Source organism: Escherichia sp. E10V10, assembly GCF_004211985.1.
GTDB lineage: Bacteria > Pseudomonadota > Gammaproteobacteria > Enterobacterales > Enterobacteriaceae > Escherichia.
Window position 1 is genome coordinate 358643 of record NZ_RHJO01000002.1, and the last position, 26276, is coordinate 384918.

Below are 26276 nucleotides of genomic sequence, written 5' to 3' on the forward strand. Positions count from 1 at the left end.
TATATATCAGTTAAATTTATTCTTTTAGTCTAATTTCCGGACTCACTCTCATTACTGGCGAACTCTGACGATTCTCCCACAACACCGTTAACCCACGCTGTAAGGCAATAAAAATGAATAACAAAATGCCGATGGCGATTTTCGTCCACCATGAGCTCAGCGTGCCGTCAAAGTTTATGTAAGTCTGGATCAGTCCCTGAATCGCCACACCAAAAAGCGTCCCTAATACCGTTCCAACGCCACCGCTCAAAAGTGTACCGCCAATCACCACCGACGCGATAGCGTCCAGTTCCACACCTACACCCGCCAGGGCGTATCCGGCCTGGGTATAAATCGAGAAGACAATTCCTGCCAGTGTCGCCAGTCCGGTAGAGAGCATATAAATGCGAATAGTGGTGCTGCGAGTGGAAATCCCCATCAGGTTCGCCGACGTTGCGTTGCCGCCAATGGCGTATACCTGATTACCAAAACGCGTACGATGCGCGAGGAATATGCCGATAACCACCACCGCCAGCATCAGCAGCCCCATCGCGCTTAAGCGACCACCGCCGGGGATTTTCCACGCCAGGCTTGAAAGCGTGTCATAAATTGGATGGTTTATCGGGATCGACTCTTCCGAAACGAGATAGCTGACGCCGCGCAAAAAGAACATTCCCGCAAGGGTAATGATGAACGCCGGGATCTTCAGGGCGTCGATCAGAAGCCCCATAAATGCGCCGAAGGCACAGCCCATCACCAGCACCAGTGGAAACGCCAGCAGCGGCGAGAGGCCGAAATCGCCAATCACTTTTGCCAGAAACACGCCGGTAAAGGCGATCACCGAACCGACGGAGAGATCGATTCCGCCGGAGAGGATCACAAAGGTCATGCCAACGGCAATGATCCCAAGAAAGGCGTTATCGGTCAGGATATTGCAGATCACTCTTGTGGAAGCAAAACCAGGAAACTGCGTCAGGCAGTAGAGATAGCCCAGCACAAAGACGCCGATGGTGATCATAAGCGGCAAGTTACGTTTTATCACGGCTACGCACTCCTTTAATCAGACTGATAAAACGTTGCGACTGAACAATCAGCACGCAAAGCACCACCACCGCTTTCACCACCTGGTTCATCTCCGGCGGGAAGCCCGAAAGTAAAATTCCGGTGTTCATTCCCTGAATAATCAGCGCCCCCACCACTGAGAGCAACAGGTTAAAGCGCCCGCCCATCAGCGATCCGCCACCGATGACCACCGCAAGAATGGCATCCAGCTCCAGCCATAACCCGGCGTTATTGGCGTCGGCACCGCGAATATCCGCCGCCACGATAATGCCTGCAATCGCCGCACACAGCCCGCTCAATACGTAGGTGAGCATGACGATGATTCGTGTGTTAACTCCGGCATTTTTTGCCGCACGAATGTTGATGCCAACGGCTTCAATAAACATCCCCAGTGCCGTTTTGCGGGTCAACAGCCAGAAGAAGAGAAGCGTCAACACAGCGATAATGACCGGCGTTGGCAGGAACAATAGCGATCCGCTGCCGAACCATGAGAGATCCGGCGAGTTGAACGTGACGATCTGCCCGGAGGTGATCAGTTGAGCCACACCGCGCCCGGCAACCATCAGGATCAGGGTGGCAACAAACGGCTGAATTTTGAGGATCGCCACCAGTATGCCGTTCCACAATCCAGCCAGAATGCCGGTACCCAGGGCGCTTAACAAAACAATTGGCAGGCTGAACCCCGCAACCGTCATCGCAGCCGTTGTGGCTCCGGCGATAGCCATCACCGCCCCTACGGAGAGATCAATCCCACCCGTAGCGATCACCAGCGTCATGCCAATCGCCAGTAACGCAACCGGAGCGGCGCGATTAAGAATGTCGATAGGGCTACCGAACAAACGCCCATCCTGAAGCACCACCTGCCAGAAATGCGGGGCCACCAGGCTATCGACCACCAGCACCAACAATAGCGCCACCAACTGCGGCATCCCCGTCGGCCAGCGAAAGCGCTTTTTCGAAGACGCGGTGTCCGGGAGAGATTGAGGCATCACACTGTTCTCCTTACGCCGCAATGGCGTTCATGATCGCCGGAACGGAAAGCTCTGCCAGCGGGATCTCCGCCACCTGTTTGCGATCGCGCATGATAATCACCCGATCGGCATAGCCCACCAGTTCTTCCAGTTCGGAGGAGATCACCAGCAGCGCCAGACCGTCAGCGCACAGCGTTTCAATCAGGCGAATGATCTCGGCATGGGCGCCAACGTCAATGCCACGCGTTGGTTCATCGAGGATCAGAAATTGCGGACGAGTCAGCAGCCAGCGTGAGAGCAACACTTTTTGCTGATTGCCGCCGGAGAGAAATTCAATCGGTTGTTCGCTGGAAGGCGTACGAATGCCAAGCTGGCGGATAAAGCGTTCGGCAATCTCTTGCTGTTCTTTACGGGAAATCGGCCGTAGCCAGCCGCGCTGGGCCTGGAGAGCGAGGATGATATTTTCCCGCACCGAGGCGGCGGCGATAATGCCATCGGTTTTCCTGTCTTCCGGGCAAAAGCCGATGCCCAGTACCGAAGCCTGATGTGGCGATCGCAGGGTTTGCGGTTTGCCTTTGATCAACGCCGTGCCGCTATCGGCTGGTTTGATGCCGAAGATCACTTCAGCGGTTTCGGTCCGCCCTGATCCCAGCAGACCTGCCAGCCCGACGATCTCACCGGGACGTACTTCCAGATCAAACGGCGCGATCGTTCCTCTCTTGCCGTAATCTTTAAACGCTGCAACAGGATTGTCACTAAGCAATGTTCTTCCGGCACGCTGTAGCGCATGAGTATCCAGCTCACGCCCCAGCATCATTTTCACCAGTTCGATCTGCGGTAGCTCGCGGGTTTCCCGACAACCAACAAAGCTGCCGTTGCGTAAGACGGTGATCCGATCACTGACCTGATAGACCTGATCGAGAAAGTGAGTAACGAAGATCAGGCTGACGCCGCGATCGCGCAACTGCCGCATCAGGCCAAATAATAACTCCACTTCCTGAGTGTCGAGACTGGCGGTGGGTTCATCGAGGATCAGCACTTTGGCGGAGAGATCGATGGCCCGACAAATGGCGACGATTTGCTGCATCGCAACTGAAAAGCGGTTGAGCGGTTCACGCACGTCGAGGGAGAAACCGTAAGATGCCATCAGTTCGGTGGCGCGCTTTTCCATCTCTTTACGTCGTAGCAGGCCGAAACGCTTAGGTTCGCGGCCGATGAATAGATTATCAGCGACCGACATATTGGGTAGCAGGTTAACTTCCTGATAGACAGTGCCGATGCCGAGCTGCTGTGCGTGGGCGGTGTTTTTCGGTGAAATAGCCTGACCTTCCAGCCAGATGGTGCCGCGATCGGCATGGTAAACGCCGGTAAGTGCTTTGATTAACGTTGATTTACCAGCTCCGTTTTCACCGAGTAGCGCCATGATTTCACCACGGCGCAGGCTGAAATCAACGTTATCTAACGCTTTGACGCCAGGGAAAAATTTGCTTAATCCTTCGGTACGGAGGATTTCCTGGTGTTGGTCGGTCGTCATGGTTTCCCCCGAAGTAAAGCGTGCTCCAGCCAGGCCTGATAAGACGCGCCAGCGTCGCATCAGCCACCAGTGCACAACTGCCGGATGCGGCGTAAACGCCTTATCCGGCCTACACAGCGCATCGAGCTCGTAGGCATGATAAGCGCGCCAGCGTCGCATCAGGCATCAGCGCACAACTGCCGGATGCGGCGTAAATGCCTTATCCGGCCTACACTGCGCATCGAGCTCGTAGGCATGATAAGACGCGCCAGCGTCGCATCAGGCATCAGCGCACAACCGCCGGATGCGGCGTAAACGCCTTATCCGGCCTACACTGTGCGTCGAGCTCGTAGGCATGATAAGACGCGCCAGCGTCGCATCAGCCACCAGTGCACAACTGCCGGATGCGGCGTAAACGCCTTATCCGGCCTACGAGTCGGTATCAGGCATTGATGCCTGATACGTCTCAATACCCCATGTTTTTCTTCTTCTCTAACTCTTCTTTTGCGGTATCAGGCAGGTAAAGGGTGGACTTGGTCAGCGTCAGCTTTTCAGGCATGGTGCCGTCTTTTTTATATTTCTCCAGCGCGTCAAAGGCGGGTCCCGCCATGTTTGGCGTCAGTTCAACGCTGGCGTTCGCTTCGCCATCCATCATCGCTTTGTAGATGTCCGGCACGCCGTCGATAGAGCCTGTCAGGATATCTTTGCCCGGTTTCAGGCCCGCTTCTTTAATTGCCTGAATCGCGCCAATCACCATGTCGTCGTTATGGGCGTAAACCATGCAGATGTTTTTGCCGTTGTTTTCCGCTTTGATAAAGCTCTCCATCACTTCTTTGCCTTTACTACGGGTGAAGTCACCGGACTGCGAGCGGATTATTTTAATATTTGGCGCATTCTTAATGGCTTCGGCAAAGCCTTTCTTACGGTCAATGGCGACGCTGGCCCCAACGGTGCCCTGTAACTCAACCACGTTACACGGTTTGCCGTTAACCTCTTTCACCAGCCAGTCACCGATCAACTTACCTTCGAGGATGTTGTCGGCAGTAACGGTGGTCATATAGAGAGATTTGTCTTTCACATCGATGGAACGGTCAAGCAAAAAGACCGGAATTTCGGCTTCCTTTGCTTCTTTCAAAACAGGTTCCCAACCCGTTGCAACCACCGGGGCGATAAAGATGGCATCTACCCCCTGCGCGACAAAAGAACGCACTGCTTTAATCTGGTTTTCCTGCTTTTGCTGACCATCGGCAATTTTCAGTGTGATACCGCGTTTTTCGGCCTCACTTTTCGCCACATTAGTTTCTGCTGCGCGCCAGCCGGATTCGGATCCGACCTGCGAAAATCCTACGGTTAAAGGAGCGGCCAACGCCATAGACGACATGGCTGCCGAGACTGCAGAGACTACAAGTAAGCGTTTCCACATAGGGTTGTCCTCGTCGGGGTGATTATTATTGGTGAAAAGATGTTCGCGAAAAAACTATAGACAATTGGTTCTGTAACAGATTGCGTTACATCACACTTCAAAAAAGTAAATACATCGTTAATCACAAGTTTGTAATCGCTTTCATATCACTATGAAAAATGCGGCTACGGTTATGGATTTTCCAGCTCTGCGAACCGTCTTAAAACTGGCGAAAAAGGAAAATGAGGACGAAAACAAGCGAAGACATTCGGCGCGAGTTGGCTATAATACTCGGCACTTGTTTGCCACATATTTTAAAGGAAACAGACATGAGCTTACTCAACGTCCCTGCGGGTAAAGATCTGCCGGAAGACATCTACGTTGTTATCGAAATCCCGGCTAACGCTGATCCGATCAAATACGAAATCGACAAAGAGAGCGGCGCACTGTTCGTTGACCGCTTCATGTCCACCGCGATGTTCTATCCGTGCAACTACGGCTATATCAACCACACTCTGTCTCTGGACGGTGACCCGGTTGACGTTCTGGTCCCGACTCCGTACCCGCTGCAGCCGGGTTCTGTGATCCGTTGCCGTCCGGTTGGTGTTCTGAAAATGACCGACGAAGCTGGTGAAGATGCGAAACTGGTTGCTGTTCCGCACACCAAACTGAGCAAAGAATACGATCACATCAAAGACGTTAACGATCTGCCGGAGCTGCTGAAAGCTCAGATCGCTCACTTCTTCGAGCACTACAAAGACCTCGAAAAAGGCAAGTGGGTGAAAGTTGAAGGTTGGGAAAACGCTGAAGCCGCTAAAGCTGAAATCGTTGCTTCCTTCGAGCGCGCAAAGAATAAATAAGTTCTTAGATACTCTAAATAATTCAACTTGCAGGACAAAACGCCAGCGGCGTTTTGAACAACGCTTGCGTTGGCCCTGAAAGGGCGAGGCCTAAGGCCGAGTAACGCGACAAGTGTGTGAATCCCCTGGAGCTTACAGAAGTAAGTGACTGGGTGAATGAACGCAGTCGCAGCACATGCAACTTGAAGTATGACGAGTATAGCGCAATAACCCTGAACGCCGGACTTCGGTTAGTAAGGGTTTTTTTATGCCCGCAATTTATAAACTATCTACTCCACTATTATTATTTTCAGCAGTTGAAAGGCTTGAACGGTAAGAACAAGCTAAACTCGACCACCATTTTGCTGTTCATAGCCGCTTGCTGGAAGTTAGCCGATCTCACTCATTCTCACCGTTCAAAGCGTGCCCCCGTTTTACCCCTGCACATTTGTGAACACCAGCAGAGATTTTTATGCGTTAACAGATCTGGAAAGCGACTCGGAGAGAAAAGAAACTGGTGGGAAAGTTACAAAACTGATTGCGAGGGGCATCGCAAAAAACAACGCCACCCGAAGGTGGCGTGTTTATATTATGACTGATCCCTGTCTAACCAGTCGCCGCTTTCAATCAGCGTTAATCCATCGACGGGTCGTTGATAAACGTACATCCATGCACTCCCGTACGGCGTCTGAATCAACTGGCGCGCGTATTCACCGCCCCTGGTGCGCAAGGCATCAAGTTCGGCCAGCGTGGCGTTGTCAATACGATAAACTTCACCATGTACCGTTCCGTTTCCCGGAACTGCGCCTGGATAGTGGCCCAGGCTATACAACTGGTAGTTATCGATACTGAAATCGCCCAGCAACTGGGCATTTGTCATCCAGTGGCTGTTGCCTTGTTTGTGACGTAAACTGCCGTAGACAAATATTCGCATAGCTAAAACTCGAACTGATAGAGCAAATCCAGTGCCTGATCTACACCAGACACGGCTTCCAGATATAGCTTCGGCATCAGGCGATAACGTAACGTGAGTGTTGCTATAGAGTCAAATATCCCCACGCCGTATTTCACTTGTAAGCCTGGTAATACATAGCCGCTGACCACCACCTGGGAAGAATCACCTACCCCTTCGGTGTCGAGCGCTAAATTACTTACACCAAATGTCTCGCCGATTTTACCCACAATCTGACCACTTTGCGCAACCCCCAGACCAATCAGCATCGAAGTCATCGCCGCGCTGTCGCTCTGATCGCTCTCCAGCCCTTGTCCACGCAACAAGTAAGACAATGCAGCCTGTTGTGACATCGCCGGGTCAGAGAAGATCTCCGCTTTCGGCTCATCCGCCAGCCCGGTGACACGAACACCAGCGATTACGTCATCTTCTGTTGCATCCGGGTTACGAATGGCTTCGATATTGAGATACGGTTGATCCGGTGGACCAGAGAACAGCAGCTCACCTTTGCGCACAATCAGATCCTGGCCATATGCATGGAAGCGCCCTTCAGGGATGTTAATTTGCCCGTTCAGGCCCAGCCCTTGTTTGTCCTGTACGACGTTGAGATCACCCGTCAGCCGCGCCTTCAGGCCAAAGGCATCAATGCGCACGTTATTGCCGACGTGGACAATCAGGTTGCTGTTGATCGGAATTGACGCGGTTTTCGTCTCCTCCGGTTGCAGGTTATCGTTGAGCATCACCACATCGCTTGAGACACCCACCGCACTTTCCGGCAGATCGTGCACCACAATGCGCGCCCACGGTACATCCACGCGACCATCAAGGGTAAACAGGCTTGGTGTCGCTTCGAATACGATGTCAGGCGACACATCCATTCGCACCATCGGTGGTACGGTGATCCGGACCTTACTGCCTTTCGCCGTTACCCGCGCCCGCCAGTTTTCAATCTGGCTCCAGTCAGCATCACCGTTCAGGTAGATGTCACCCTGCTGAGTCCTCACGGTCCCCGCAAGCGTCGAGCGCATACCGTTAAAATTGACCGCAAGCTGGCTCGGCTGCATATCAAATGGCATAAAGTTGCCGTCGATATCCACGCCCGTGACCTGTAGCTGACCAAACAGCTGCGGGCTTTGCACATCACCGCCCAGACGTAGGTTAGCGCTCACCATCCCCGCGGCTTTTTCACCACGCGTAAAGATGGGGTTCACCATTGCGAGGTTAAAATTGCGGATGTTGACGTTGCCGCCAAGATTCCGGCGGCCTTGCGGATCGGTCACCTGCACCTGACCATCAAACTGGCCGTTATTGGTCAGACGGATGGTCCAGCCCAGCTCAGCGCGATTATTCCGCAGCTCTGCCGATAGGTTCAGCGTCTGAAACGCCACCGGTAGCGCCGCATCGTTGACGGTTTGCGTCACCTGCACGTTACGCCCCGAAAGAGTGATACTGCCCTGTGGCAGCCCCTCTTTGGTGGTGTCCCAGGCAACGTCCGCTTTACCCGTGAAGATACCGCTGGCCTGAGTAGTTTCCGGCATAAACGGTTTCAGCATGGCCAGGTCGAAGCGGTTGAGATTCACCACCGCACGCCCTTCAGCCCCGGCATCAATGGTTTGCGGCACGCACAGTTCCGCATTCGGGTTAAGCCAGCAGTGTGCCCCAATGCTGATTTTTTGCTCCTGATTGCGGTAGTCCAGCGCGATATCACGCGTCAGCGACCACGGTCCGACCGGCGTCTGGAAGCGCGTATTGCTAAGTGTTCCCTTCCAGCGTTCTTCTTTGCGATCAAAGCTACCTGCCAGATTAAGCTGCCCGGAAATCGGTTCGCCCTGAATCCGCAGTTGTAACTCGTGCTGCTTTTCGCTGCCTTTCGCATTCAGAGTAACGAGGTTGATATTCACATCCGGTTGCGAGATTTGCTCAACGCGCACGTCGAGTTTACCCGCAATCTGATCGGTGGATTTGATGTCACCTTCCACGCGAACCTGCGACACAGAAAGTTCCTGCCAGCGCAAGCCGCGCGCGGTGATATCCGCCAGCAACTGCGGCGCTTCCACCGTACCGCGAACTTTCACCAGCCCTTTCGCTGTACCGCCAAGTCCTGGCAGCGCGTTATCCAGACCAGGCGCGTTGATCGTGGCGTCAAGATTGAGATCTTTCACCCCAAGCTCGCCTTTCACTTCGGCACTGTTTGGCCCCAGTTCCAGATGCAGACCTGGGATCATCCACTGCATATAACTGTTGCCTTTCAGCGTTCCCTCAACGTTCACTTTGTTCTGTTTGACGTTGCCGGTCAGCTTCAACTCCGGCACGTCCATCTGCCAGGTGCCGCCGTACAGGCTACCGCGCGTTTTGATCAAACCATTGAGTTTCGATGGCCAATCCGGGAACTCTTTCACCGTATTAATGCCGTTGAACGTCAATTCGCCGCGCCAACTAATGGCCTGCTGCCAGTCGAGCAGCGCCTTCAGCTCGGTTTTTCCTTCCAGCGCCGCAACGGTGAGTTTATCGAGATTGACCTGCTGTTCATTCCCTTTCGCATCAAGGGTAATGGTCGCTGGCGGGATCTCCTGCCCTTTCACCGCCGTACGCATAGACAGCGTGTAATCGGTCATTTTGCCGGTGAGTTTCAGTTTCAGGTCATCCGCCTGATATTGCTTCTCACCAGTGAACGGCCAGTAAAGTTGTTTGCTGTTCACTTCCACGTTGAGCGGCAGTCCGGCTTCCGCCAGCCGCGTCTGGGCGCGTAAATCCATATCCACCGGGCCGGAAAGGTTAACGCCTATCTCCAGCTGTTCGCGCAGCGCGCCGCCCACTTTCAGCTTCACCTTTTCACCTTTCAACGGCTCCACATTCAAAGTGCTGTTGAGGGTGATATCCACCGGCCAGTTGTTGGACAATTGTGCCGTACCGCTGGCATTGACAATCCCCTGGTTAGAGTCAATATCCAGCGCATCCAGTTTGGTATTGCCGTCGATGCTGCTCACTTTCAGCAGCATGGTGCTCACGGTGATATCCGTGTCGCCTGTCACGCGCAGTTGCTCGCCTTTAAACTCTTCAATGTTCAGGTTGAGCGGCAAATGCACGTCGGTCATTTCCGGCAATACCGGGCGAGAAAAGAGATCTTTCAGCGTTTCGCCGAGCGGCTTTTCATCCGGCTGCGGATTTTCAATCTTCGGTTCGACCACTTCTTCCTGCGCCACGTCCGCCACTTTCGGCAAGGCAATCAGCAAGCCTTTCAGCGACGTCGGTTTCAGGGTCAGGGTTTTCTCCTGCCAGTTCAGGCCGGAGGTGAAGTCCATCACCGACACCGTGGTGTCATCAATTTTGATGTTGACGTTATCCAGCGCCACACGCGTCAGAGTGATGGGATACGGCGTGGAGAGATCCAGCGGCCCGCTATCTTCCTCTTCTTCAACCTGCTCAGAAGGAGGCATTTTTTTGCTGTCGATGTTGACCTGAATATCTTTCAGCGCCAGATCGTTAACACAAACGCTGCTGCTCCACAGACAATCCAGCCCAACGGCCAGATGCAGATTGCCCGCTTTTACCGCCACACCTGGCTGCTCATAACGAACGTCAGACAGGGTAAGGTCACGCCAGCCGCCAGTGACCTTGCCAATGTCCAGCCCTGGCACCCAGCGGTCCGCCGCTTTAAATACCAGATGCAGGCCGCTGGTGGTGCCGACCAGAAATGCCACCGAGCCCAGCAGTAGTAAGATGACGATAACCGCGCCGAGGCTGATTTTTTTCCATAAACTCATAATTCTGGCCCCAGACCGATGTAAAACTGTAACCCGTGCTCGTCTTTATCCGCGACCGGTACGGCAAAATCGAGCTTGATCGGCCCGACCGGCGATTCCCAGCGCACGCCAACCCCGGTGCCGGTTTTGAAGTCGCTGCGGCGGATATCACTCACCGCTTCACCGCTATCGACAAACACCGCGCCCCACCATTTTCCGGTCACGTTGTACTGGTACTCCAGTGATCCGGTAATTAGCTTTGATGCCCCTTTCAGGTCACCATTGTCATATTTCGGTGCAATAGATTTGTATTTATAGCCGCGAATGCTGCGATCGCCCCCGGCGAAGAAACGCAGATCCGGCGGTACTTTGTCGAAGTCACCGGTTTCAATCCAGCCCAACGTGCCGCGCGTAACAAAGCGATGGCGATCGTACAGTGTGCGGATCCAGACGTTCTGTGCCTGGAAAACGGAGAAATCGACATCCGATCCCCAGGCTGTGTTGGAATAGTCGATAGAGTAGCGTTGCGAGTCGCCCCAGGTCGGCATCAGGCCGCCGCGTGATCGCGTCCGGCTAATCATCACTCCTGGATAAAACAGCATTGTGGTGTTAGTAATTTCACCCTGAGTAAAGTGGTCGAGACTCCAGCGTAGGTTAATGGCGCGCTGCCAGCCGCTGGAAAGATCCCAGTAGCGGGAAGCGACCAGGGTAGTGGAATCGGATTCGGTGTCATTCAGGTCAGTACGCTTAAAACCGCCCTGCACCAAATAATATTGTTCCAGTGGATTCTTCAGCAGCGGCATTTTATAGCTGAAGTCGAGGGTCTGTTCCGGCGCGGAAATACTGGTACTGGTAGTCAGACTGTGACCGTATGAGTTCATCCACGGCTTTTTCCACGTCGCTTTCACGCGCGGTCCCACGTCCGTAGAGTAACCGACCCCGGTTTCGATGGTGTTTTCTGTTCGCGGCGAAACCACGCCCGTCAACGGTAATACTTTCGTTTCGCGCGCTTTATCAAATTGCGGTGCCACTACCACCGAATTAAACCAGCCAGTCGCGGAAAGGCGACGGTTCAGTTCCGCCAGATCTTTTGACTCGTACTCATCGCCCTCTTTAAACGGCACCAGATTTTGCAGGTATTCATCGCGGATTTGTGATCCTTCAAAGGTCACATGCCCAAAGCGGTAACGTTCGCCACTGTTGTAATCAATATCCCAGAAGGCTTTATGCAGGCCGAGCGCAATGCCCAGCTGCGCTTTGGTAAATTCGCTATCGAAATAACCTTTACGCAACGCAATGCTGGTTAAGGACTTTTTGAAATTTTCATAATCGCCCTGGTTTAGCACCGTACCTATAGCCGGGCGAGTATCCAGCAACTTCAAATAGTCTTTATCGGTTCGCGCACCGCCGCGCAAGACAACATCGGTGCCGCCAATCAACACGGGTACACCCGGTGTAACTTTAGCAACCAGCACCTGCCGTCCTTTCTTTGGCGGTGGCTGGAGATCAAATTCAATTGTTGGCTGGTAATAGCCCAGTGCTTTTAGACCTTCCCGAATGGCATCATCAACACGTGCGCGAAAGCGCCGGTCTGGCGTCACTTCATCACTTTGAATCGTAGAAAGCTGTGCACGAACGTTTTTTTCCAGCTGTCCCGATAACCCTTCCACCTGTAGACGGACATTCGCGGCGATGGCAGAACCACTAAAGCAGAGTAAGCTTACACAGCATAACTGTCGGATATAGCGCACATTTTCTCCTGAATATCCTTTATTCCTGCCCCTGGAACTCCGTTAAACGGCTTAACAATAATCCAGCAATATGGATTAAAAAGCAGACTAAACCCAAAATATTACTTATGTTTTACTTTAGACCCATTCACGGGGGTTATTGTGTGCAAATACGTCCCTTGTTACAACCTAAACCCCTATGACCGACTTTCGGGAGAACGACACCATGAGTTTATTTGATAAAAAGCATCTGGTTTCCCCCACCGATGCCCTTCCTGGACGGAATACCCCGATGCCCGTAGCTACGCTGCATGCGGTCAACGGTCACTCAATGACAAATGTGCCTGACGGAATGGAGATCGCCATTTTTGCGATGGGCTGTTTCTGGGGCGTTGAACGCCTTTTCTGGCAACTTCCCGGTGTTTACAGCACTGCCGCAGGCTACACTGGCGGTTACACGCCAAACCCGACTTATCGGGAAGTGTGTTCCGGTGAGACCGGCCACGCCGAAGCGGTGCGAGTGGTTTACGATCCGTCGGTAATCAGCTATGAACAACTGTTGCAGGTTTTCTGGGAAAACCACGATCCTGCACAAGGGATGCGTCAAGGTAATGATCACGGCACGCAGTACCGTTCCGCGATTTACCCGCTGACGCCAGAACAGGATGCCGCCGCCCGCGCAAGTCTGGAACGTTTTCAGGCCGCAATGCTCGACGCCGATGACGATCGCCAGATAACCACCGAGATTGCTAACGCCACACCGTTCTATTATGCCGAAGATGACCACCAACAGTATCTACATAAAAACCCTTATGGCTATTGCGGAATTGGCGGAATAGGCGTTTGTCTGCCGCCTGAAGTGTAGTATTAAAAGGTGGCCCCAAAGTGAAATGAGACAAAAATTTAACCCTCTGGCGACTTTACAGTACCTTACGCTATACTAGCCTCTGAAAATGCCGGTTCACTCTCTTCGAATCGGCTTTCAATGTGTATTTCACACAAATTAATCAACTTCCCCTTCCGAGGATCTGACCTGAACGGTTAGATAAGATATGTTAAACAGTATTTTAGTCATACTCTGCTTGATCGCTGTAAGTGCGTTCTTCTCGATGTCTGAGATCTCGCTTGCCGCCTCACGCAAAATCAAACTTAAACTGCTGGCTGATGAAGGCAATATAAATGCCCAACGCGTTATGAATATGCAGGAAAATCCCGGCATGTTCTTTACCGTGGTACAAATCGGTCTGAACGCAGTGGCGATTCTCGGCGGTATCGTCGGTGATGCGGCGTTTTCCCCGGCTTTTAACAGCCTGTTCTCCCGCTATATGTCGGCAGAGCTCTCTGAGCAACTGAGCTTTATTCTCTCTTTCTCGTTAGTGACTGGCATGTTTATCCTGTTTGCGGATTTAACCCCGAAACGCATCGGTATGATTGCGCCAGAAGCTGTGGCTTTGCGTATCATCAACCCGATGCGCTTCTGCCTGTACGTCTGCACCCCGCTGGTGTGGTTCTTCAACGGCCTGGCGAACATGATCTTCCGTATCTTTAAACTGCCGATGGTGCGCAAGGATGACATCACTTCCGATGATATTTACGCGGTAGTAGAAGCGGGGGCGCTGGCGGGGGTATTACGTAAACAAGAGCATGAACTGATTGAAAACGTGTTCGAGCTTGAATCCCGTACTGTCCCGTCATCTATGACTCCGCGTGAGAACGTCATCTGGTTCGATCTCCACGAAGACGAGCAAAGTCTGAAGAATAAAGTGGCGGAACATCCGCACTCAAAATTCCTCGTCTGTACTGAAGATATCGACCACATCATCGGCTATGTGGATTCGAAAGATCTGCTTAACCGCGTGCTGGCCAATCAAAGCCTGGCGCTGAACAGTGGCGTCCAAATTCGCAACACGCTGATCGTGCCAGACACGCTGACCCTTTCTGAGGCGCTGGAAAGTTTTAAAACTGCGGGCGAAGACTTTGCAGTAATCATGAATGAATACGCGCTGGTGGTGGGGATAATCACCCTCAACGACGTGATGACCACACTGATGGGCGATCTGGTTGGTCAGGGTCTGGAAGAGCAGATTGTGGCGCGTGATGAGAACTCATGGCTAATCGATGGCGGAACACCGATTGATGACGTGATGCGTGTACTGGATATTGACGAGTTCCCGCAGTCAGGCAATTACGAAACCATTGGCGGCTTTATGATGTTTATGCTGCGTAAGATCCCCAAACGCACTGATTCGGTGAAATTCGCCGGCTACAAATTTGAAGTGGTGGATATCGATAACTACCGCATCGACCAGCTGCTGGTAACGCGGATCGACAGCAAAGCCACCGTCCTTTCGCCAAAACTGACTGACGCTAAAGATAAAGACAAAGATAAAGAAGAAAACGTCGCATAACCTCAGAAACATCAACGGCTCCTGAATCAGGAGCCGTCTTATTACTGCATAGCACTTTGGTTAAGCCATCTCTGTTTGCAGACGCATAACCTGACGGTTTACTTCGGACATCACTGATAAATGCAGTTTATCCTTCACTTTTGGGATAAGAATTTTACCCTTATCAAATTCAAAAGCGCCAACATCCTTGATGTATAACCGTCCACGAAACAGGATCTTCACGTACTTCGCCACTTGCAGTGGGTTGTACCGTTGGAAAATTTTCATTGTTGTCTCCTGCTGAGTATTACGCCTTTGCGGTACCACAATCGGTCCAACTATTATGAGGCGCAAATTTTAATGCCTAATGACTATAGACTACTGCGGTAATGTTTCCAGCCTGTATGAGTTTTTTTACCGTAACGTTACAATTATTCAGAATTATCTTTTCGCCTAATCAGAATCTTTAGTATAAGCATTCATTTTTCATATGATTTGTGCGCTTGTCCGCAAACTGGCATCACACTTGCGGGATTTTCGATAAATAGCACATATGATTAAAAGTCAGACCCAAGTGGTCGGATCACCTGCATATCATAAGAAGGAAACACCATGACTCTACGCAAGATTCTGGCCCTCACCTGCCTGCTGCTGCCGATGATGGCCTCTGCACATCAGTTCGAAACCGGCCAGCGAGTACCGCCGATTGGCATTACCGATCGTGGCGAGTTGGTGCTTGATAAAGATCAGTTTAGCTACAAAACCTGGAACAGCGCGCAGTTAGCGGGAAAAGTGCGAGTGCTACAACATATAGCTGGTCGTACGTCAGCCAAAGAGAAAAACGCGACGCTGATAGAAGCGATTAAATCGGCGAAGTTGCCGCACGATCGCTACCAGACCACCACCATTGTCAACACAGATGACGCAATTCCGGGTTCCGGCATGTTTGTGCGCAGCAGTCTGGAAAGTAATAAAAAGCTTTATCCGTGGTCGCAGTTTATTGTCGATAGCAACGGCGTCGCGCGCGGCGCCTGGCAGTTGGATGAAGAGAGTTCTGCCATTGCCGTGCTCGATAAAGACGGCCGTGTGCAATGGGCGAAGGACGGAGCGCTCACCCAGGAAGAGGTGCAGCAAGTGATGGACTTGCTGCATAAGTTGCTCAATAAATAGAAACTCTGAATCCTGGATTCAGGAACGATTCACGCGGGGTATAATCCAGCGGTTTACCCTGCCAATCGTGTACGTGCGCTCCGGCTGCGGCAGCAACAGCGTGGCCGGCGGCAGTGTCCCAAATATTGGTTGGTCCGAAACGTGGGTAGAGCTGCGCCTGCCCTTCCGCCACCAGACAGAATTTCAGCGAAGAGCCAATGGACGTCGTCTGATGTTCGCCAAGCTGTTGCAGATACTCTTTCAGCTCTGCATCCGCATGGGATCGGCTAATGACCACCAGCGGCGGCCGCGCATCGCGAACCTGAATCTGCTTGCGCACGCCGCACTCTTCTTTCCAGGCTTTGCCTTCTGCCGCACTGTACATTACGTTCATTACTGGCGCATACACCACACCTAAAATCGGTTTTCCGTGGTCGATGAGCGCAATATTAACGGTGAATTCACCGTTACGTTTAATAAACTCTTTAGTGCCATCCAGCGGGTCCACCAGCCAGTAACGTTGCCAGTGCTGACGGACTTCCCAGCCGGGAGGATCTTCTTCAGACAGAACCGGAATATCCGGCGTCAGCGTACGTAAACCGTCCATGATTACGGTATGCGCGGCAATGTCCGCCGCTGTCACCGGTGAGTTATCCGCTTTGCTGACGACGTCCATCGGTTTCGTCCCGTCGTAGACCTGCATAATGGCATCGCCCGCAATCCGTGCGAGTTGACATACTTGTTCTAACATTCTCCACCTCTTTTGTTTCAGTGGTGTTAACTCGTTGTTTTACTTATACCCTATCGTTAAAGAATCCGCCAACTGTGATGGCGTCATCGTTTCCTGATTTATTATTTATGGCATCCTTCAACGCTCTGTATGAAAGACGTTTCATCTACTCATTCATAAAAGGATGCCCAGATGGTTAAGTTTAGTGCAACGCTCCTTGCTACGCTGATTGCCGCCAGCGTGAATGCGGCAACAGTCGATCTCCGCATAATGGAAACCTCTGATTTGCATAGCAATATGATGGATTTCGATTATTACAAAGACTCCGCCACAGAAAAATTCGGACTGGTTCGTACTGCGAGTCTGATTAATGACGCGCGTAATGAAGTGAAAAACAGCGTACTGGTCGATAACGGCGATTTGATTCAGGGGAGTCCGCTGGCAGATTACATGTCGGCGAAAGGATTAAAAGCAGGTGATGTTCATCCGGTTTATAAGGCGCTGAATACGCTGGATTATACGGTCGGCACACTCGGCAATCATGAATTTAACTACGGTCTGGATTACCTGAAAAATGCGCTGGCAGGGGCGAAATTCCCTTATGTAAACGCCAACGTCATTGACGCTAAGACCAAACAGCCCATGTTTACGCCGTATTTAATTAACGACACCGAAGTGGTCGATAAAGACGGGAAAAAACAGACGCTGAAGATTGGCTACATCGGCGTCGTGCCACCGCAGATTATGAGCTGGGATAAAGCCAATTTATCCGGCAAAGTCACCGTTAACGATATTACTGAAACAGTGCGCAAGTACGTACCAGAAATGCGCGAGAAAGGGGCCGATATTGTTGTCGTTCTGGCTCATTCTGGTTTGTCTGCCGATCCGTATAAAGTGATGGCGGAAAACTCGGTTTATTATCTCAGTGAAATTCCGGGCGTTGACGCCATTATGTTTGGCCATGCTCACGCCGTCTTCCCGAGTAAAGATTTTGCCGATATTAAAGGCGCGGATATTGCCAAAGGTACGCTGAACGGCGTTCCGGCGGTAATGCCTGGCATGTGGGGCGATCATCTGGGCGTGGTTGATCTGCAACTCAATAATGACAGCGGGAAATGGCAGGTGACGCAGGCCAAAGCCGAAGCACGGCCTATTTACGATATCACCAATAAAAAATCTCTCGCCGCAGAAGACAGCCAACTGGTAGAAACGCTAAAGGCCGATCACGACGCCACACGCCAGTTTGTCAGCAAACCGATCGGTAAATCTGCCGACAATATGTATAGCTATCTGGCGCTGGTGCAGGATGATCCGACCGTGCAGGTGGTGAACAACGCGCAAAAAGCGTATGTCGAACATTACATCCAGGGCGATCCGGACCTGGCAAAACTGCCCGTGCTCTCTGCTGCCGCGCCGTTTAAAGTCGGTGGGCGTAAGAACGACCCTGCCAGCTATGTCGAAGTGGAAAAAGGCCAGTTGACCTTCCGTAATGCCGCCGATCTCTATCTCTATCCCAATACGCTTATCGTGGTGAAAGCCAGTGGTAAAGAGGTGAAAGAGTGGCTGGAGTGCTCCGCCGGGCAGTTTAACCAGATTGATCCTAACAGCACTCAACCACAGTCGTTGATCAACTGGGATGGTTTCCGCACCTATAACTTTGATGTGATTGATGGCGTGAATTATCAGATTGATGTTACCCAGCCCGCCCGCTATGACGGTGAATGTCAGGTGGTTAATGCCAATGCAGAGCGGATTAAGAACCTGACTTTTAACGGTAAACCCATTGATCCGAATGCCATGTTCCTCGTTGCCACCAATAATTATCGCGCTTACGGCGGCAAATTTGCCGGAACAGGTGATAGCCATATTGCCTTTGCTTCACCGGATGAGAACCGCTCGGTACTGGCAGCGTGGATTGCTGAAGAGTCTAAACGTGCGGGAGAAATCCACCCGGCGGCAGATAACAACTGGCGTCTAGCACCGATTGCTGGCGATAAGAAACTGGATATCCGTTTCGAAACTTCCCCGTCAGATAAAGCCGCAGCATTTATTAAAGAGAAAGGGCAGTATCCGATGAATAAAGTCGCGACCGATGATGTCGGCTTTGCGATTTATCAGGTGGATTTGAGTAAGTAAAACACTTCATTTTCGGCCGACAAATCATCAATCGCATCCGGCATTTATTGGCGGATGCGATGCTGACGCATCTTATCCGCCCTACAAGCCATGAACCGTAGGCCGGATAAGCGCAGCGCATCCGGCAGTTATGTCGCTCGTTCATCTCGCACCGCCAACACCTCGGGCAAATTCAACTCAATCCAGTCCGCCAGTACAGCAACCTTTTCGCTCACCTGCTCGCCCAGCGGCGTTACTCGCGACGTCCGGTTAATGTTAATAACTAGTTAATTAAAGTGGCATCCTCCCGCATCCTCTCGGATAATGACGGGATGCCGGGAACGACCACGTCTGTTCCCTGAATATTTCTTCTGACAGATCAATGGATGCCAGTAATGATTAGCGGCGTGCTGTACGCCCTGTTAGCAGGGTTGATGTGGGGGCTTATTTTTGTCGGGCCGTTGATCGTACCGGAATACCCGGCGATGTTGCAGTCGATGGGGCGTTATCTGGCGTTAGGATTAATTGCGCTGCCCATTGCCTGGCTGGGGCGCGTGCGTCTGCGTCAGTTGGCGCGTCGCGACTGGCTTACCGCCTTGATGCTCACCATGATGGGCAACCTTATCTATTACTTCTGTCTCGCCAGCGCCATTCAGCGTACCGGCGCACCTGTTTCCACGATGATTATCGGCACTCTGCCGGTGGTGATTCCCGTCTTCGCCAATCTGCTGTACAGCCAGCGCGACGGCAAACTCGCATGGGGGAAACTCGCCCCGGCGCTGGTTTGTATTGGCATCGGCCTGGCGTGTGTGAATATTGCTGAGTTAAACCACGGACTCCCCGATTTTGACTGGGCGCGTTATACCTCAGGCATCGTGCTGGCGTCAGTCTCTGTAGTCTGTTGGGCGTGGTATGCCCTGCGCAACGCCCGCTGGCTGCGGGAAAACCCCGACAAACATCCGATGATGTGGGCGACGGCGCAGGCGCTGGTCACGCTGCCGGTTTCTCTCATCGGCTATCTCGTCGCTTGTTACTGGCTGAATACCCAAACGCCGCAATTCTCCCTACCCTTTGGCCCCCGTCCGCTGGTTTTTATTAGCCTGATGATTGCGATTGCCGTGCTTTGCTCATGGGTCGGTGCACTCTGCTGGAACGTCGCCAGCCAGCGATTACCGACAGTGATTCTCGGGCCGCTGATTGTTTTCGAAACGCTGGCAGGTTTGCTGTACACCTTTTTACTCCGCCAGCAAATGCCGCCGCTGATGACGTTGAGCGGTATCGCGCTGTTAGTGATTGGCGTGGTTATTGCGGTCAGAGCAAAACCGGAAAAGCCTTTAACTGAATCTGTCTCAGAAAGTTGACACGCTAGCAGTGAGTTAAATAAGCCTCTGCTACGTAAGGGTTATAGCTTTTGCCTTAAAGATGCATTTAAAATGCATCTTATCTTATTAAGAATGAGGTATCAGCTATGGCTTATCGCGACCAACCTTTAGGTGAACTGGCGCTCTCTATTCCTCGCGCTTCGGCTCTGTTTCGTAAATATGATATGGATTACTGCTGTGGCGGTAAGCAAACGCTGGCGCGTGCTGCGGCACGTAAAGAGCTGGATGTTGAGGTCATTGAAGCTGAGCTGGCAAAGCTTGCTGAACAACCGATTGAGAAAGACTGGCGTAGCGCCCCACTGGCGGAAATCATCGACCATATCATCGTGCGCTACCACGATCGTCACCGCGAGCAACTGCCGGAGCTGATCCTGCAAGCTACCAAAGTAGAGCGCGTTCACGCCGACAAACCGAGCGTGCCAAAAGGGCTGACAAAATACCTGACCATGCTGCATGAAGAGCTTTCCAGCCACATGATGAAAGAAGAGCAGATCCTCTTCCCGATGATCAAACAAGGCATGGGCAGCCAGGCAATGGGGCCAATCAGCGTGATGGAAAGCGAGCACGATGAAGCGGGTGAACTGCTGGAAGTGATCAAACACACCACCAATAACGTCACACCGCCGCCGGAAGCCTGCACCACCTGGAAAGCGATGTATAACGGTATTAATGAACTGATTGATGACCTGATGGATCACATCAGTCTGGAAAACAATGTGCTGTTCCCACGCGCGCTGGCGGGTGAGTAATTTGTTCGATCAACGCACTTGGTTTACACAATCAGGTGCGTTTTCATATTACATTGCATTATTCACCACTCTGGAACAATCTTTTATATCTACTGGCCTGGAAAAACTCATTATTCAGCCAATAATAAGTCCCTTCAACGGTTACTAAGTCAGTATTTTCATTAATATAAGCCTTATTCATCTCCCGGGTTTCATTACGCCGACGCCCACCATTTACCAGAGCACTATCAAGGAAATAGATATATTTATCATCATGGGCAAAAGTATCAGACACCGTCCCTCCGGGCGTTTTAAACCATGTTAATTTTCCTTTAAGTTCAAAGGTTGCAATCGTACCACCACCGATAAAGTACATATATTTATCGTCATATGCTAAACGTTTCGACAATTCACCGTCCGCATTTTTAAACCACTGCCATTGTCCATTAATATCAAAAATAGTCACATCATCGCTCGCGATGAAATAAACTTTATTCCCTACAATATTAACGCCTTCCTGTAATTCTTGTTTCGGGTCGGGTAAATGAATAACCGAAAGCGTTTTTTCGACCCCAGAAACATACTTCACCAGATAGAGCGAATCTTTATATTGCGCCACATTATCCGTCAGGTGGCGAAAATATTCCGGATCAACATCAGGAATGGTCGCAACCCGGCAGTCATTGGCACGCCTGGAAGCATCTCGGGTCATCCAGGTTACTTTATCCCGCTGTAGGTCAAACGTACTCCGGCAATCTTTACCGAACGAATAACGTTTTTCCCCATCTTTATCGCGATAAATCAGCAGGGAACCGGCTCTCCAGCGCACAATCTGAAAGGTATCCGGATCGGCGTTGATGGCATCTCCGTTGACAAAGACCTGCGATTTGGTCCGCCAGATGGTATCCCAGGGTCCTGGATTACTTTTGCTTTCGCAGCTATTGGGGGAATAAATAATGGGACGACGTGTCCAGGATTTAACGCCAAGAATAGAATACCCTTGCGCACTGCCCAGCCAGCGCCCCTGAAAGTAAATATTGCGACGATCTTTCAATACATCTGCGGAATCACCTGCGTAAATTATCCCTCCCACCTGTTGCAGTGAATCCATATCAACCTGCTTTTCGCCGCGGTTATCATCCGTGCGTTCACCATCAAAATAGAGGCTGTCTTTATCGGCAGCAAAACGCCCCCAGACGCGGAATGTTGCGGCATCGACTTTCGGTGTTCCCGGCGGGTTCTGGACTATTTTCCCAGCCCATAAAATATGGCGGCCATCAGTCAACCAGTCGAAACGCCAGCCGCCATTTGACCGATAGCCAGAAAAGGGAGCCACCCGCACAAAATCATTATTGATATCATCTGGAGAATCATATTCTCCATCAGTGCCGTCAGCTACGCGGCGTAACTGTTTGAACTTCACCTGCGGCAAATGAATATCCGGAAAATCGATACCGTAACCGTCACTATCTTCAACGATATATTTTGTGCCCTGGTCCCACGGCTGGTAGTAAAACGCGGCATAAGGCACGCCGGAGCAGGCTATTGAAGCGGTTGAAAATAAAGCCAGTACGAGACAAACGGGTTTAATTGGCAACATAGCATCATCCTGAAGCTGTTAGCGTGTAAGAGGTTATTTAAATAAGGGTTTCAGACCGCTCGGAGGTTGCTTCACCGTTGACCATTCTGCTGAAATGGGGTTGTAACGCAGCCATTTAGTTTGCTCGTAGTGTCTTCCGTCAATTGTGGTTAATCCACCAAGTTGGTGACTGTAGAGTTGCCCGTCTGTGGTGATATACATGTAGCCAGTTACCATGCTTCCTCTCTCCAATAGTTCAGAAACATCCTCTGGCCTGGGCATTATCAGTTCACCTTCACCTAATGTATTGGTTTTAACCTTATAGAATTGAGCTTTGTAATAGCCTACCGACCAGGTTAATAAGGTAAATTTTTCCGGATCTACTCCCGCCAGTGTTTCATAAACACAATCACTCCCCGCTGGCGTTGCTTCTTGTTTAAGCCAGGACACAGTCTTCAAACTAATTTTAAATGACGCACAGCTGTGACCAATATCCTCAAGCTCATAGTCATGCTCACCGCTTTTATCGCGATAAACCAACCGTTCGCCAGGCATCCAACGTTTAATCTGAAAGGTTTTGCGATCGGCGGGCAGCGGCTTGCCATTAACAATCACCTGCGAATTTGTCAGCACAACAAATTGCAGAGCTGAATCATGCCGCTCGATTTGAAATCCATCGGCATGACCCAGCCAGCGACCTTTATGCCAAAGACTATTTTTATCACGCAGTAAATTCCAGATGTCCGTCTCTTCCAGCGTTGACATATCCACCTGCTTATCGCCGCTATTATCATCGGTACGCTGACCGTCAAAATAGATACTGCGTTTATCAGCAGCGAAAGCACCGAATGCCTGAAAACTGGCGGCATCGACATTAGGTTCACCGGATGGATTTTTCAGGACTTTGCCTGCCCAAAGAACAGAGCGTCCATCGGTGAGCCAGGTATGCTGGCAATTATTCCGATCATCGCAGTCGAACTTATCGGGATTAAAATCGGACAGTAAGCGGGTTTCTTGTTTATTGGCTAAATTGGCAATGCGCCAGAGCCGGGAATAATTAACGTCCGGCAGTTCGGAGAGGATCTCATCTTTTTCCCCCTTCTGTTCGGCAACATAAACCGTGCTTTTCTCCTGCTGGCGATAATAAAAATCTGCGCCCCAGGAAGGTGAAATGGAGAGAGGTAATGCGGCGATTAATAACCAACTGTGCTTAGCCATAGTGAACTCTGCAATGAGTGGCAAAGATCCACGGTAAGCCCGCGCCTGAGAGCTGTCGATGACGGGAAGTATTTTTAGGAATGTATAAAGACAAAGGAGATTGCTGACAAAGTGTGCTTTGTTCATGCCGGATGCGACGTAAACGCCTTATCCGGCCTACAAAGGCACGCAAATTCAATATATTGCAGAGGTTCTGTAGGCCTGATAAGCGTAGCGCATCAGGCAATTTTGCAGCCTGAAAGGCACCAGCAGGTGCCTTAGCGGCATTACTTCGCCATGCGTTTTTTACCAATAAACAGCCAGCCCAGCCCCAGCGCGATAAACCACAGTGGGGTAACCAGCAGCGCCTGGCGGGTGTCATCTTCCAGCGTCAGCAGCACGATGACGAACACAAAGAACGCCATACATACCCAGCACATCAGCTTGCCGAGCGGCATCTTGTAGATTGACTTCTCATGCAGGTGCGGACGCTGTTTGCGATACACAAGGTATGAGCAAAGGATAATCGTCCAGACAAACATAAACAGAATCGCGGAAACAGTCGTGATCATCGTGAACGCGCCAATCACGCTTGGATTCACGTACAACATCACCACGCCGCCGAGCAGACAGATACAAGAGAAGGTCAGCCCTTTCGCGGGTACTGCGCGTTTAGAGAGTTTAGCGAACGCTTTCGGCGCCACACCTTCCTGCGCCAGACCAAACAGCATGCGACTGGTAGAGAAGACGCCACTGTTAGCGGAAGAAGCCGCAGACGTCAGCACCACAAAGTTGATCACGCTGGCAGCAGCAGGCAGACCCACCAACACGAACAGTTCAACAAACGGGCTTTTATCCGGGACTACCGAACTCCACGGCGTCACGGACATAATCACAATCAGCGCGAAGACGTAGAACATAATGATGCGGATCGGAATAGAGTTAATTGCACGCGGCAGTGATTTCTCTGGATCTTTGGTTTCCGCAGCAGTAGTACCTACCAGCTCAATCCCCACGAAAGCGAAAACCGCTATCTGGAATCCGGCAAAGAAGCCGCTTAAGCCTTTCGGGAACCAGCCGCCGTCATTCCACAAATGCGCAAATGACGCTTCCACACCGGTCGGTGACTGAAAGTGCATCGCCACCATGACCAGGCCGACGACAATCAGCGACACAATGGCGACGATTTTGATCATCGCAAACCAGAACTCCATCTCACCGAACATTTTCACGGTGGCGAGGTTCAGGGTCAGCAACAGCACTATCACCGCCAACGAGGCGACCCAGTCAGATAGCCCCGGAAACCAGAACTGCGCATAAGCCGTGATGGCAACCACATCCGCCATACCGGTAACCACCCAGCAGAACCAATAAGTCCAGCCAGTGAAATATCCTGCCCACGGCCCTAATAAATCGGAAGCGAAGTCACTAAAAGATTTGTATTCCAGATTCGAAAGCAGCAATTCCCCCATTGCCCGCATCACGAAAAAGAGCATAAAACCGATGATCATATAAACGAAAATGATCGACGGCCCGGCAAGACTGATTGTTTTACCGGATCCCATAAACAACCCCGTACCAATGGCGCCGCCAATGGCAATAAGCTGAATATGCCGGTTTGTGAGATTGCGCCGTAGCGACTGTTCAGCCGGAGCCTGATCATCGGCAACGACTTTTACCTGATCTACCATGTTTTTTTCTTCCTGTCTGTGTTGTTCAGGCTCTGCGGCCTTTAGTCAGTCTATGATACGACGAATCTGTATCGGGACTCATCGATATTAGGAAACAATACGTGGGATGAATACTAAGATTTAGATCTAATGTTAATTTTATGTTTAAAGTGAGTGTCATATCACGGTGATAACGCGAAACAGCTCACAAAAATACACGCTTACGGAGCGTTTGCAACACAAAATATCGCCGATTGGCAAACTGAAGGGTTTATTGCTAAATGCCTGCTCCCCTCTGGCTCGAGGGGAACAGAATACGCTGCTTAGAGGATTTCCAGCAGCTCGACTTCAAACACCAGGGTGCTGAACGGAGGGATGGACGCGCCAGCGCCGCGCTCGCCATAGGCCAGTTCCTGCGGGATAGTCAGTTCCCACTTAGAACCTACTGGCATCAGAGTCAGTGCTTCAATCCAGCCTGGGATCACGCCGTTCACCGGGAATTCAGCCGGTTCGCCACGAGCAACAGAGCTGTCAAATACAGTGCCGTCGATCAATTTACCAGTGTAATGAACGCGAACGCGGTCAGTACGGGCAGGAATTGCGCCTTCGCCCTGGTTGATCACGCGGAATTGCAGGCCGGATTCGGTGCTGTTCACGCCTTCTTTTTTAGCGTTTTCTTCAAGATATTTCACACCTTCAGCAGCCATCGACTGGAAACGCTGACGACGAACAGCATCGGCACGTTCATGGATTTCACGCAGCGCGCGGTGCACCACATCAACCGGAACTGCCGGATGTTTGCCTTCCAGCGCGTCGGCAATACCTGCAACCAGCGCTTCTGGCAGCAGCCCTTCCAGACCAGATTCACTCAGTTGTTGCCCTACCTGCAAACCAATGCCGTAGCTTGCTTGCGCTTCGATGGTGTCAAAAGTTGGGGTGGTCATCGTATTTCCTTCCTCAGGGTATAAAGTAACGGGCAGCATATCAGCCACACTTCCTTGGGTAAAACTTTGTCGCGAGAGTGATGACAAATCCCGGGGAAAAAGAAACAATAGCAATATCCCGTATGAATATAATAAAGGCGGGTTTACCACGGACATCATAGCGTTAGCTTATTCATAGGCTATGATTGAGGAACAAGACGCGGA

The 26276-nt window shown here is 51.4% G+C and carries 20 protein-coding genes and 1 pseudogene; 7 read left to right on the plus strand and 14 right to left on the minus strand.

All coding sequences use genetic code 11. The features are described from left to right. Positions 1–16: 16 nt before the first annotated feature. From yjfF to ytfQ, 4 genes are all read right to left on the minus strand, one after another. The gene (yjfF, locus tag D9736_RS06120) at positions 17–1021 is read right to left on the minus strand and encodes a galactofuranose ABC transporter, permease protein YjfF (RefSeq protein ID WP_130216669.1); all 1005 of its coding nucleotides are present in this window, start codon (positions 1019–1021) and stop codon (positions 17–19) included. Next, positions 1008–2030, minus strand: coding sequence for a galactofuranose ABC transporter, ATP-binding protein YtfT (gene ytfT, locus D9736_RS06125; protein WP_130206106.1), 1023 nt, complete (start codon positions 2028–2030; stop codon positions 1008–1010). Before ytfT ends, yjfF begins: the two co-directional genes overlap by 14 nt. Before the next feature lie 13 nt (positions 2031–2043). Then, positions 2044–3546: a galactofuranose ABC transporter, ATP-binding protein YtfR gene (gene ytfR / locus D9736_RS06130; RefSeq protein WP_130257957.1), complete on the minus strand. Its 1503-nt coding sequence runs from the start codon at positions 3544–3546 to the stop codon at positions 2044–2046. Between the two features lie 445 nt (positions 3547–3991). Continuing rightward, entirely contained in the window at positions 3992–4948 is a 957-nt protein-coding gene (gene ytfQ / locus D9736_RS06135; RefSeq protein WP_130216675.1) for a galactofuranose ABC transporter substrate-binding protein YtfQ, read from the minus strand. 308 nt (positions 4949–5256) lie between these two features. On the opposite strand from ytfQ, the gene ppa reads away from it, so the two are divergent. Then, positions 5257–5787 (plus strand): inorganic diphosphatase, encoded by a 531-nt coding sequence (gene ppa, locus D9736_RS06140; protein ID WP_064525871.1) that lies wholly within the window; start codon positions 5257–5259, stop codon positions 5785–5787. A 568-nt stretch (positions 5788–6355) separates the two neighbouring features. On the opposite strand, the gene D9736_RS06145 is transcribed toward ppa, so the two are convergent. From D9736_RS06145 to tamA, 3 genes are read right to left on the minus strand one after another with little or no spacing between them, the layout of a single operon-like run. Continuing rightward, complete coding sequence (locus D9736_RS06145; RefSeq protein WP_130206055.1) at positions 6356–6700, minus strand: gamma-glutamylcyclotransferase; 345 nt, start codon at positions 6698–6700, stop codon at positions 6356–6358. 2 nt (positions 6701–6702) lie between these two features. Further along, on the minus strand, positions 6703–10482 hold the full coding sequence (gene tamB / locus D9736_RS06150; protein ID WP_130257930.1) for an autotransporter assembly complex protein TamB: 3780 nt from the start codon (positions 10480–10482) through the stop codon (positions 6703–6705). Further along, the gene (gene tamA, locus D9736_RS06155; RefSeq protein WP_130221754.1) at positions 10479–12212 is read right to left on the minus strand and encodes an autotransporter assembly complex protein TamA; all 1734 of its coding nucleotides are present in this window, start codon (positions 12210–12212) and stop codon (positions 10479–10481) included. Before tamA ends, tamB begins: the two co-directional genes overlap by 4 nt. A 205-nt stretch (positions 12213–12417) precedes the next feature. On the opposite strand from tamA, the gene msrA reads away from it, so the two are divergent. Together msrA and D9736_RS06165 are read left to right on the plus strand one after the other, a co-directional pair. Then, positions 12418–13056 (plus strand): peptide-methionine (S)-S-oxide reductase MsrA, encoded by a 639-nt coding sequence (gene msrA, locus D9736_RS06160; protein WP_130257931.1) that lies wholly within the window; start codon positions 12418–12420, stop codon positions 13054–13056. 187 nt (positions 13057–13243) lie between these two features. Continuing rightward, the gene (locus D9736_RS06165) at positions 13244–14599 is read left to right on the plus strand and encodes a hemolysin family protein (RefSeq protein WP_130206047.1); all 1356 of its coding nucleotides are present in this window, start codon (positions 13244–13246) and stop codon (positions 14597–14599) included. 60 nt (positions 14600–14659) lie between these two features. Here the strand turns inward: D9736_RS06165 and D9736_RS06170 are convergent, their stop codons facing one another. After that, positions 14660–14866, minus strand: a complete 207-nt coding sequence (locus D9736_RS06170) for a DUF1107 domain-containing protein (protein WP_000689228.1) — start codon at positions 14864–14866, stop codon at positions 14660–14662. 324 nt (positions 14867–15190) lie between these two features. On the opposite strand from D9736_RS06170, the gene D9736_RS06175 reads away from it, so the two are divergent. Then, positions 15191–15748 carry a YtfJ family protein gene (locus D9736_RS06175; protein WP_064525852.1) on the plus strand — a complete coding sequence of 186 codons (558 nt, stop codon included), beginning with the start codon at positions 15191–15193 and terminating at the stop codon, positions 15746–15748. Here D9736_RS06175 and cysQ read toward each other — a convergent pair. Beyond that, positions 15738–16478: a 3'(2'),5'-bisphosphate nucleotidase CysQ gene (cysQ, locus tag D9736_RS06180; RefSeq protein WP_130206045.1), complete on the minus strand. Its 741-nt coding sequence runs from the start codon at positions 16476–16478 to the stop codon at positions 15738–15740. The two genes, D9736_RS06175 and cysQ, sit on opposite strands and share 11 nt — an antisense overlap. 171 nt (positions 16479–16649) lie before the next feature. Here cysQ and cpdB point away from each other — a divergent pair, with 171 nt between their 5' ends. Next, positions 16650–18593, plus strand: coding sequence for a 2',3'-cyclic-nucleotide 2'-phosphodiesterase (gene cpdB / locus D9736_RS06185; protein ID WP_130257932.1), 1944 nt, complete (start codon positions 16650–16652; stop codon positions 18591–18593). Positions 18594–18721: 128 nt separating this feature from the next. Here the strand turns inward: cpdB and D9736_RS06190 are convergent. Next, positions 18722–18829 (minus strand): annotated as a pseudogene (locus D9736_RS06190) (transcriptional regulator); the annotation flags it as partial. A 138-nt stretch (positions 18830–18967) separates the two neighbouring features. Here D9736_RS06190 and D9736_RS06195 point away from each other — a divergent pair. Together D9736_RS06195 and ytfE are read left to right on the plus strand one after the other, a co-directional pair. After that, entirely contained in the window at positions 18968–19933 is a 966-nt protein-coding gene (locus D9736_RS06195) for a DMT family transporter (RefSeq protein WP_130216791.1), read from the plus strand. A gap of 107 nt (positions 19934–20040) precedes the next feature. Continuing rightward, positions 20041–20703 carry an iron-sulfur cluster repair protein YtfE gene (gene ytfE / locus D9736_RS06200; protein ID WP_000331456.1) on the plus strand — a complete coding sequence of 221 codons (663 nt, stop codon included), beginning with the start codon at positions 20041–20043 and terminating at the stop codon, positions 20701–20703. A 58-nt stretch (positions 20704–20761) separates the two neighbouring features. Here the strand turns inward: ytfE and D9736_RS06205 are convergent, their stop codons facing one another. The 4 genes from D9736_RS06205 to fklB all read right to left on the minus strand — a co-directional run bounded on the left by D9736_RS06205 (position 20762) and on the right by fklB (position 26072). Beyond that, positions 20762–22282: a hypothetical protein gene (locus tag D9736_RS06205; RefSeq protein ID WP_130257933.1), complete on the minus strand. Its 1521-nt coding sequence runs from the start codon at positions 22280–22282 to the stop codon at positions 20762–20764. A gap of 33 nt (positions 22283–22315) precedes the next feature. Next, positions 22316–23479: a hypothetical protein gene (locus D9736_RS06210; RefSeq protein WP_130257958.1), complete on the minus strand. Its 1164-nt coding sequence runs from the start codon at positions 23477–23479 to the stop codon at positions 22316–22318. 266 nt (positions 23480–23745) lie between these two features. Then, entirely contained in the window at positions 23746–25149 is a 1404-nt protein-coding gene (gene cycA / locus D9736_RS06215; protein WP_130216689.1) for a D-serine/D-alanine/glycine transporter, read from the minus strand. 302 nt (positions 25150–25451) lie between these two features. Further along, positions 25452–26072, minus strand: coding sequence for an FKBP-type peptidyl-prolyl cis-trans isomerase (fklB, locus tag D9736_RS06220; protein WP_064525832.1), 621 nt, complete (start codon positions 26070–26072; stop codon positions 25452–25454). Between the last annotated feature and the right edge of the window lie 204 nt (positions 26073–26276).

What these genes read in the sequence shown, in the direction of transcription:
- D9736_RS06170 (WP_000689228.1), bottom strand. Translation starts at nt 14,866, where the DNA reads ATGAAAATTTTCCAACGGTACAACCCACTGCAAGTGGCGAAGTACGTG.
- ytfE (WP_000331456.1), top strand. Translation starts at nt 20,041, where the DNA reads ATGGCTTATCGCGACCAACCTTTAGGTGAACTGGCGCTCTCTATTCCT.
- ytfQ (WP_130216675.1), bottom strand. Translation starts at nt 4,948, where the DNA reads ATGTGGAAACGCTTACTTGTAGTCTCTGCAGTCTCGGCAGCCATGTCG.
- cycA (WP_130216689.1), bottom strand. Translation starts at nt 25,149, where the DNA reads ATGGTAGATCAGGTAAAAGTCGTTGCCGATGATCAGGCTCCGGCTGAA.
- cpdB (WP_130257932.1), top strand. Translation starts at nt 16,650, where the DNA reads ATGGTTAAGTTTAGTGCAACGCTCCTTGCTACGCTGATTGCCGCCAGC.
- ytfT (WP_130206106.1), bottom strand. Translation starts at nt 2,030, where the DNA reads ATGCCTCAATCTCTCCCGGACACCGCGTCTTCGAAAAAGCGCTTTCGC.
- msrA (WP_130257931.1), top strand. Translation starts at nt 12,418, where the DNA reads ATGAGTTTATTTGATAAAAAGCATCTGGTTTCCCCCACCGATGCCCTT.
- D9736_RS06165 (WP_130206047.1), top strand. Translation starts at nt 13,244, where the DNA reads ATGTTAAACAGTATTTTAGTCATACTCTGCTTGATCGCTGTAAGTGCG.
- D9736_RS06205 (WP_130257933.1), bottom strand. Translation starts at nt 22,282, where the DNA reads ATGTTGCCAATTAAACCCGTTTGTCTCGTACTGGCTTTATTTTCAACC.
- ytfR (WP_130257957.1), bottom strand. Translation starts at nt 3,546, where the DNA reads ATGACGACCGACCAACACCAGGAAATCCTCCGTACCGAAGGATTAAGC.
- cysQ (WP_130206045.1), bottom strand. Translation starts at nt 16,478, where the DNA reads ATGTTAGAACAAGTATGTCAACTCGCACGGATTGCGGGCGATGCCATT.
- fklB (WP_064525832.1), bottom strand. Translation starts at nt 26,072, where the DNA reads ATGACCACCCCAACTTTTGACACCATCGAAGCGCAAGCAAGCTACGGC.
- D9736_RS06175 (WP_064525852.1), top strand. Translation starts at nt 15,191, where the DNA reads ATGACTCTACGCAAGATTCTGGCCCTCACCTGCCTGCTGCTGCCGATG.
- D9736_RS06210 (WP_130257958.1), bottom strand. Translation starts at nt 23,479, where the DNA reads ATGGCTAAGCACAGTTGGTTATTAATCGCCGCATTACCTCTCTCCATT.
- D9736_RS06145 (WP_130206055.1), bottom strand. Translation starts at nt 6,700, where the DNA reads ATGCGAATATTTGTCTACGGCAGTTTACGTCACAAACAAGGCAACAGC.
- tamB (WP_130257930.1), bottom strand. Translation starts at nt 10,482, where the DNA reads ATGAGTTTATGGAAAAAAATCAGCCTCGGCGCGGTTATCGTCATCTTA.
- ppa (WP_064525871.1), top strand. Translation starts at nt 5,257, where the DNA reads ATGAGCTTACTCAACGTCCCTGCGGGTAAAGATCTGCCGGAAGACATC.
- D9736_RS06195 (WP_130216791.1), top strand. Translation starts at nt 18,968, where the DNA reads ATGATTAGCGGCGTGCTGTACGCCCTGTTAGCAGGGTTGATGTGGGGG.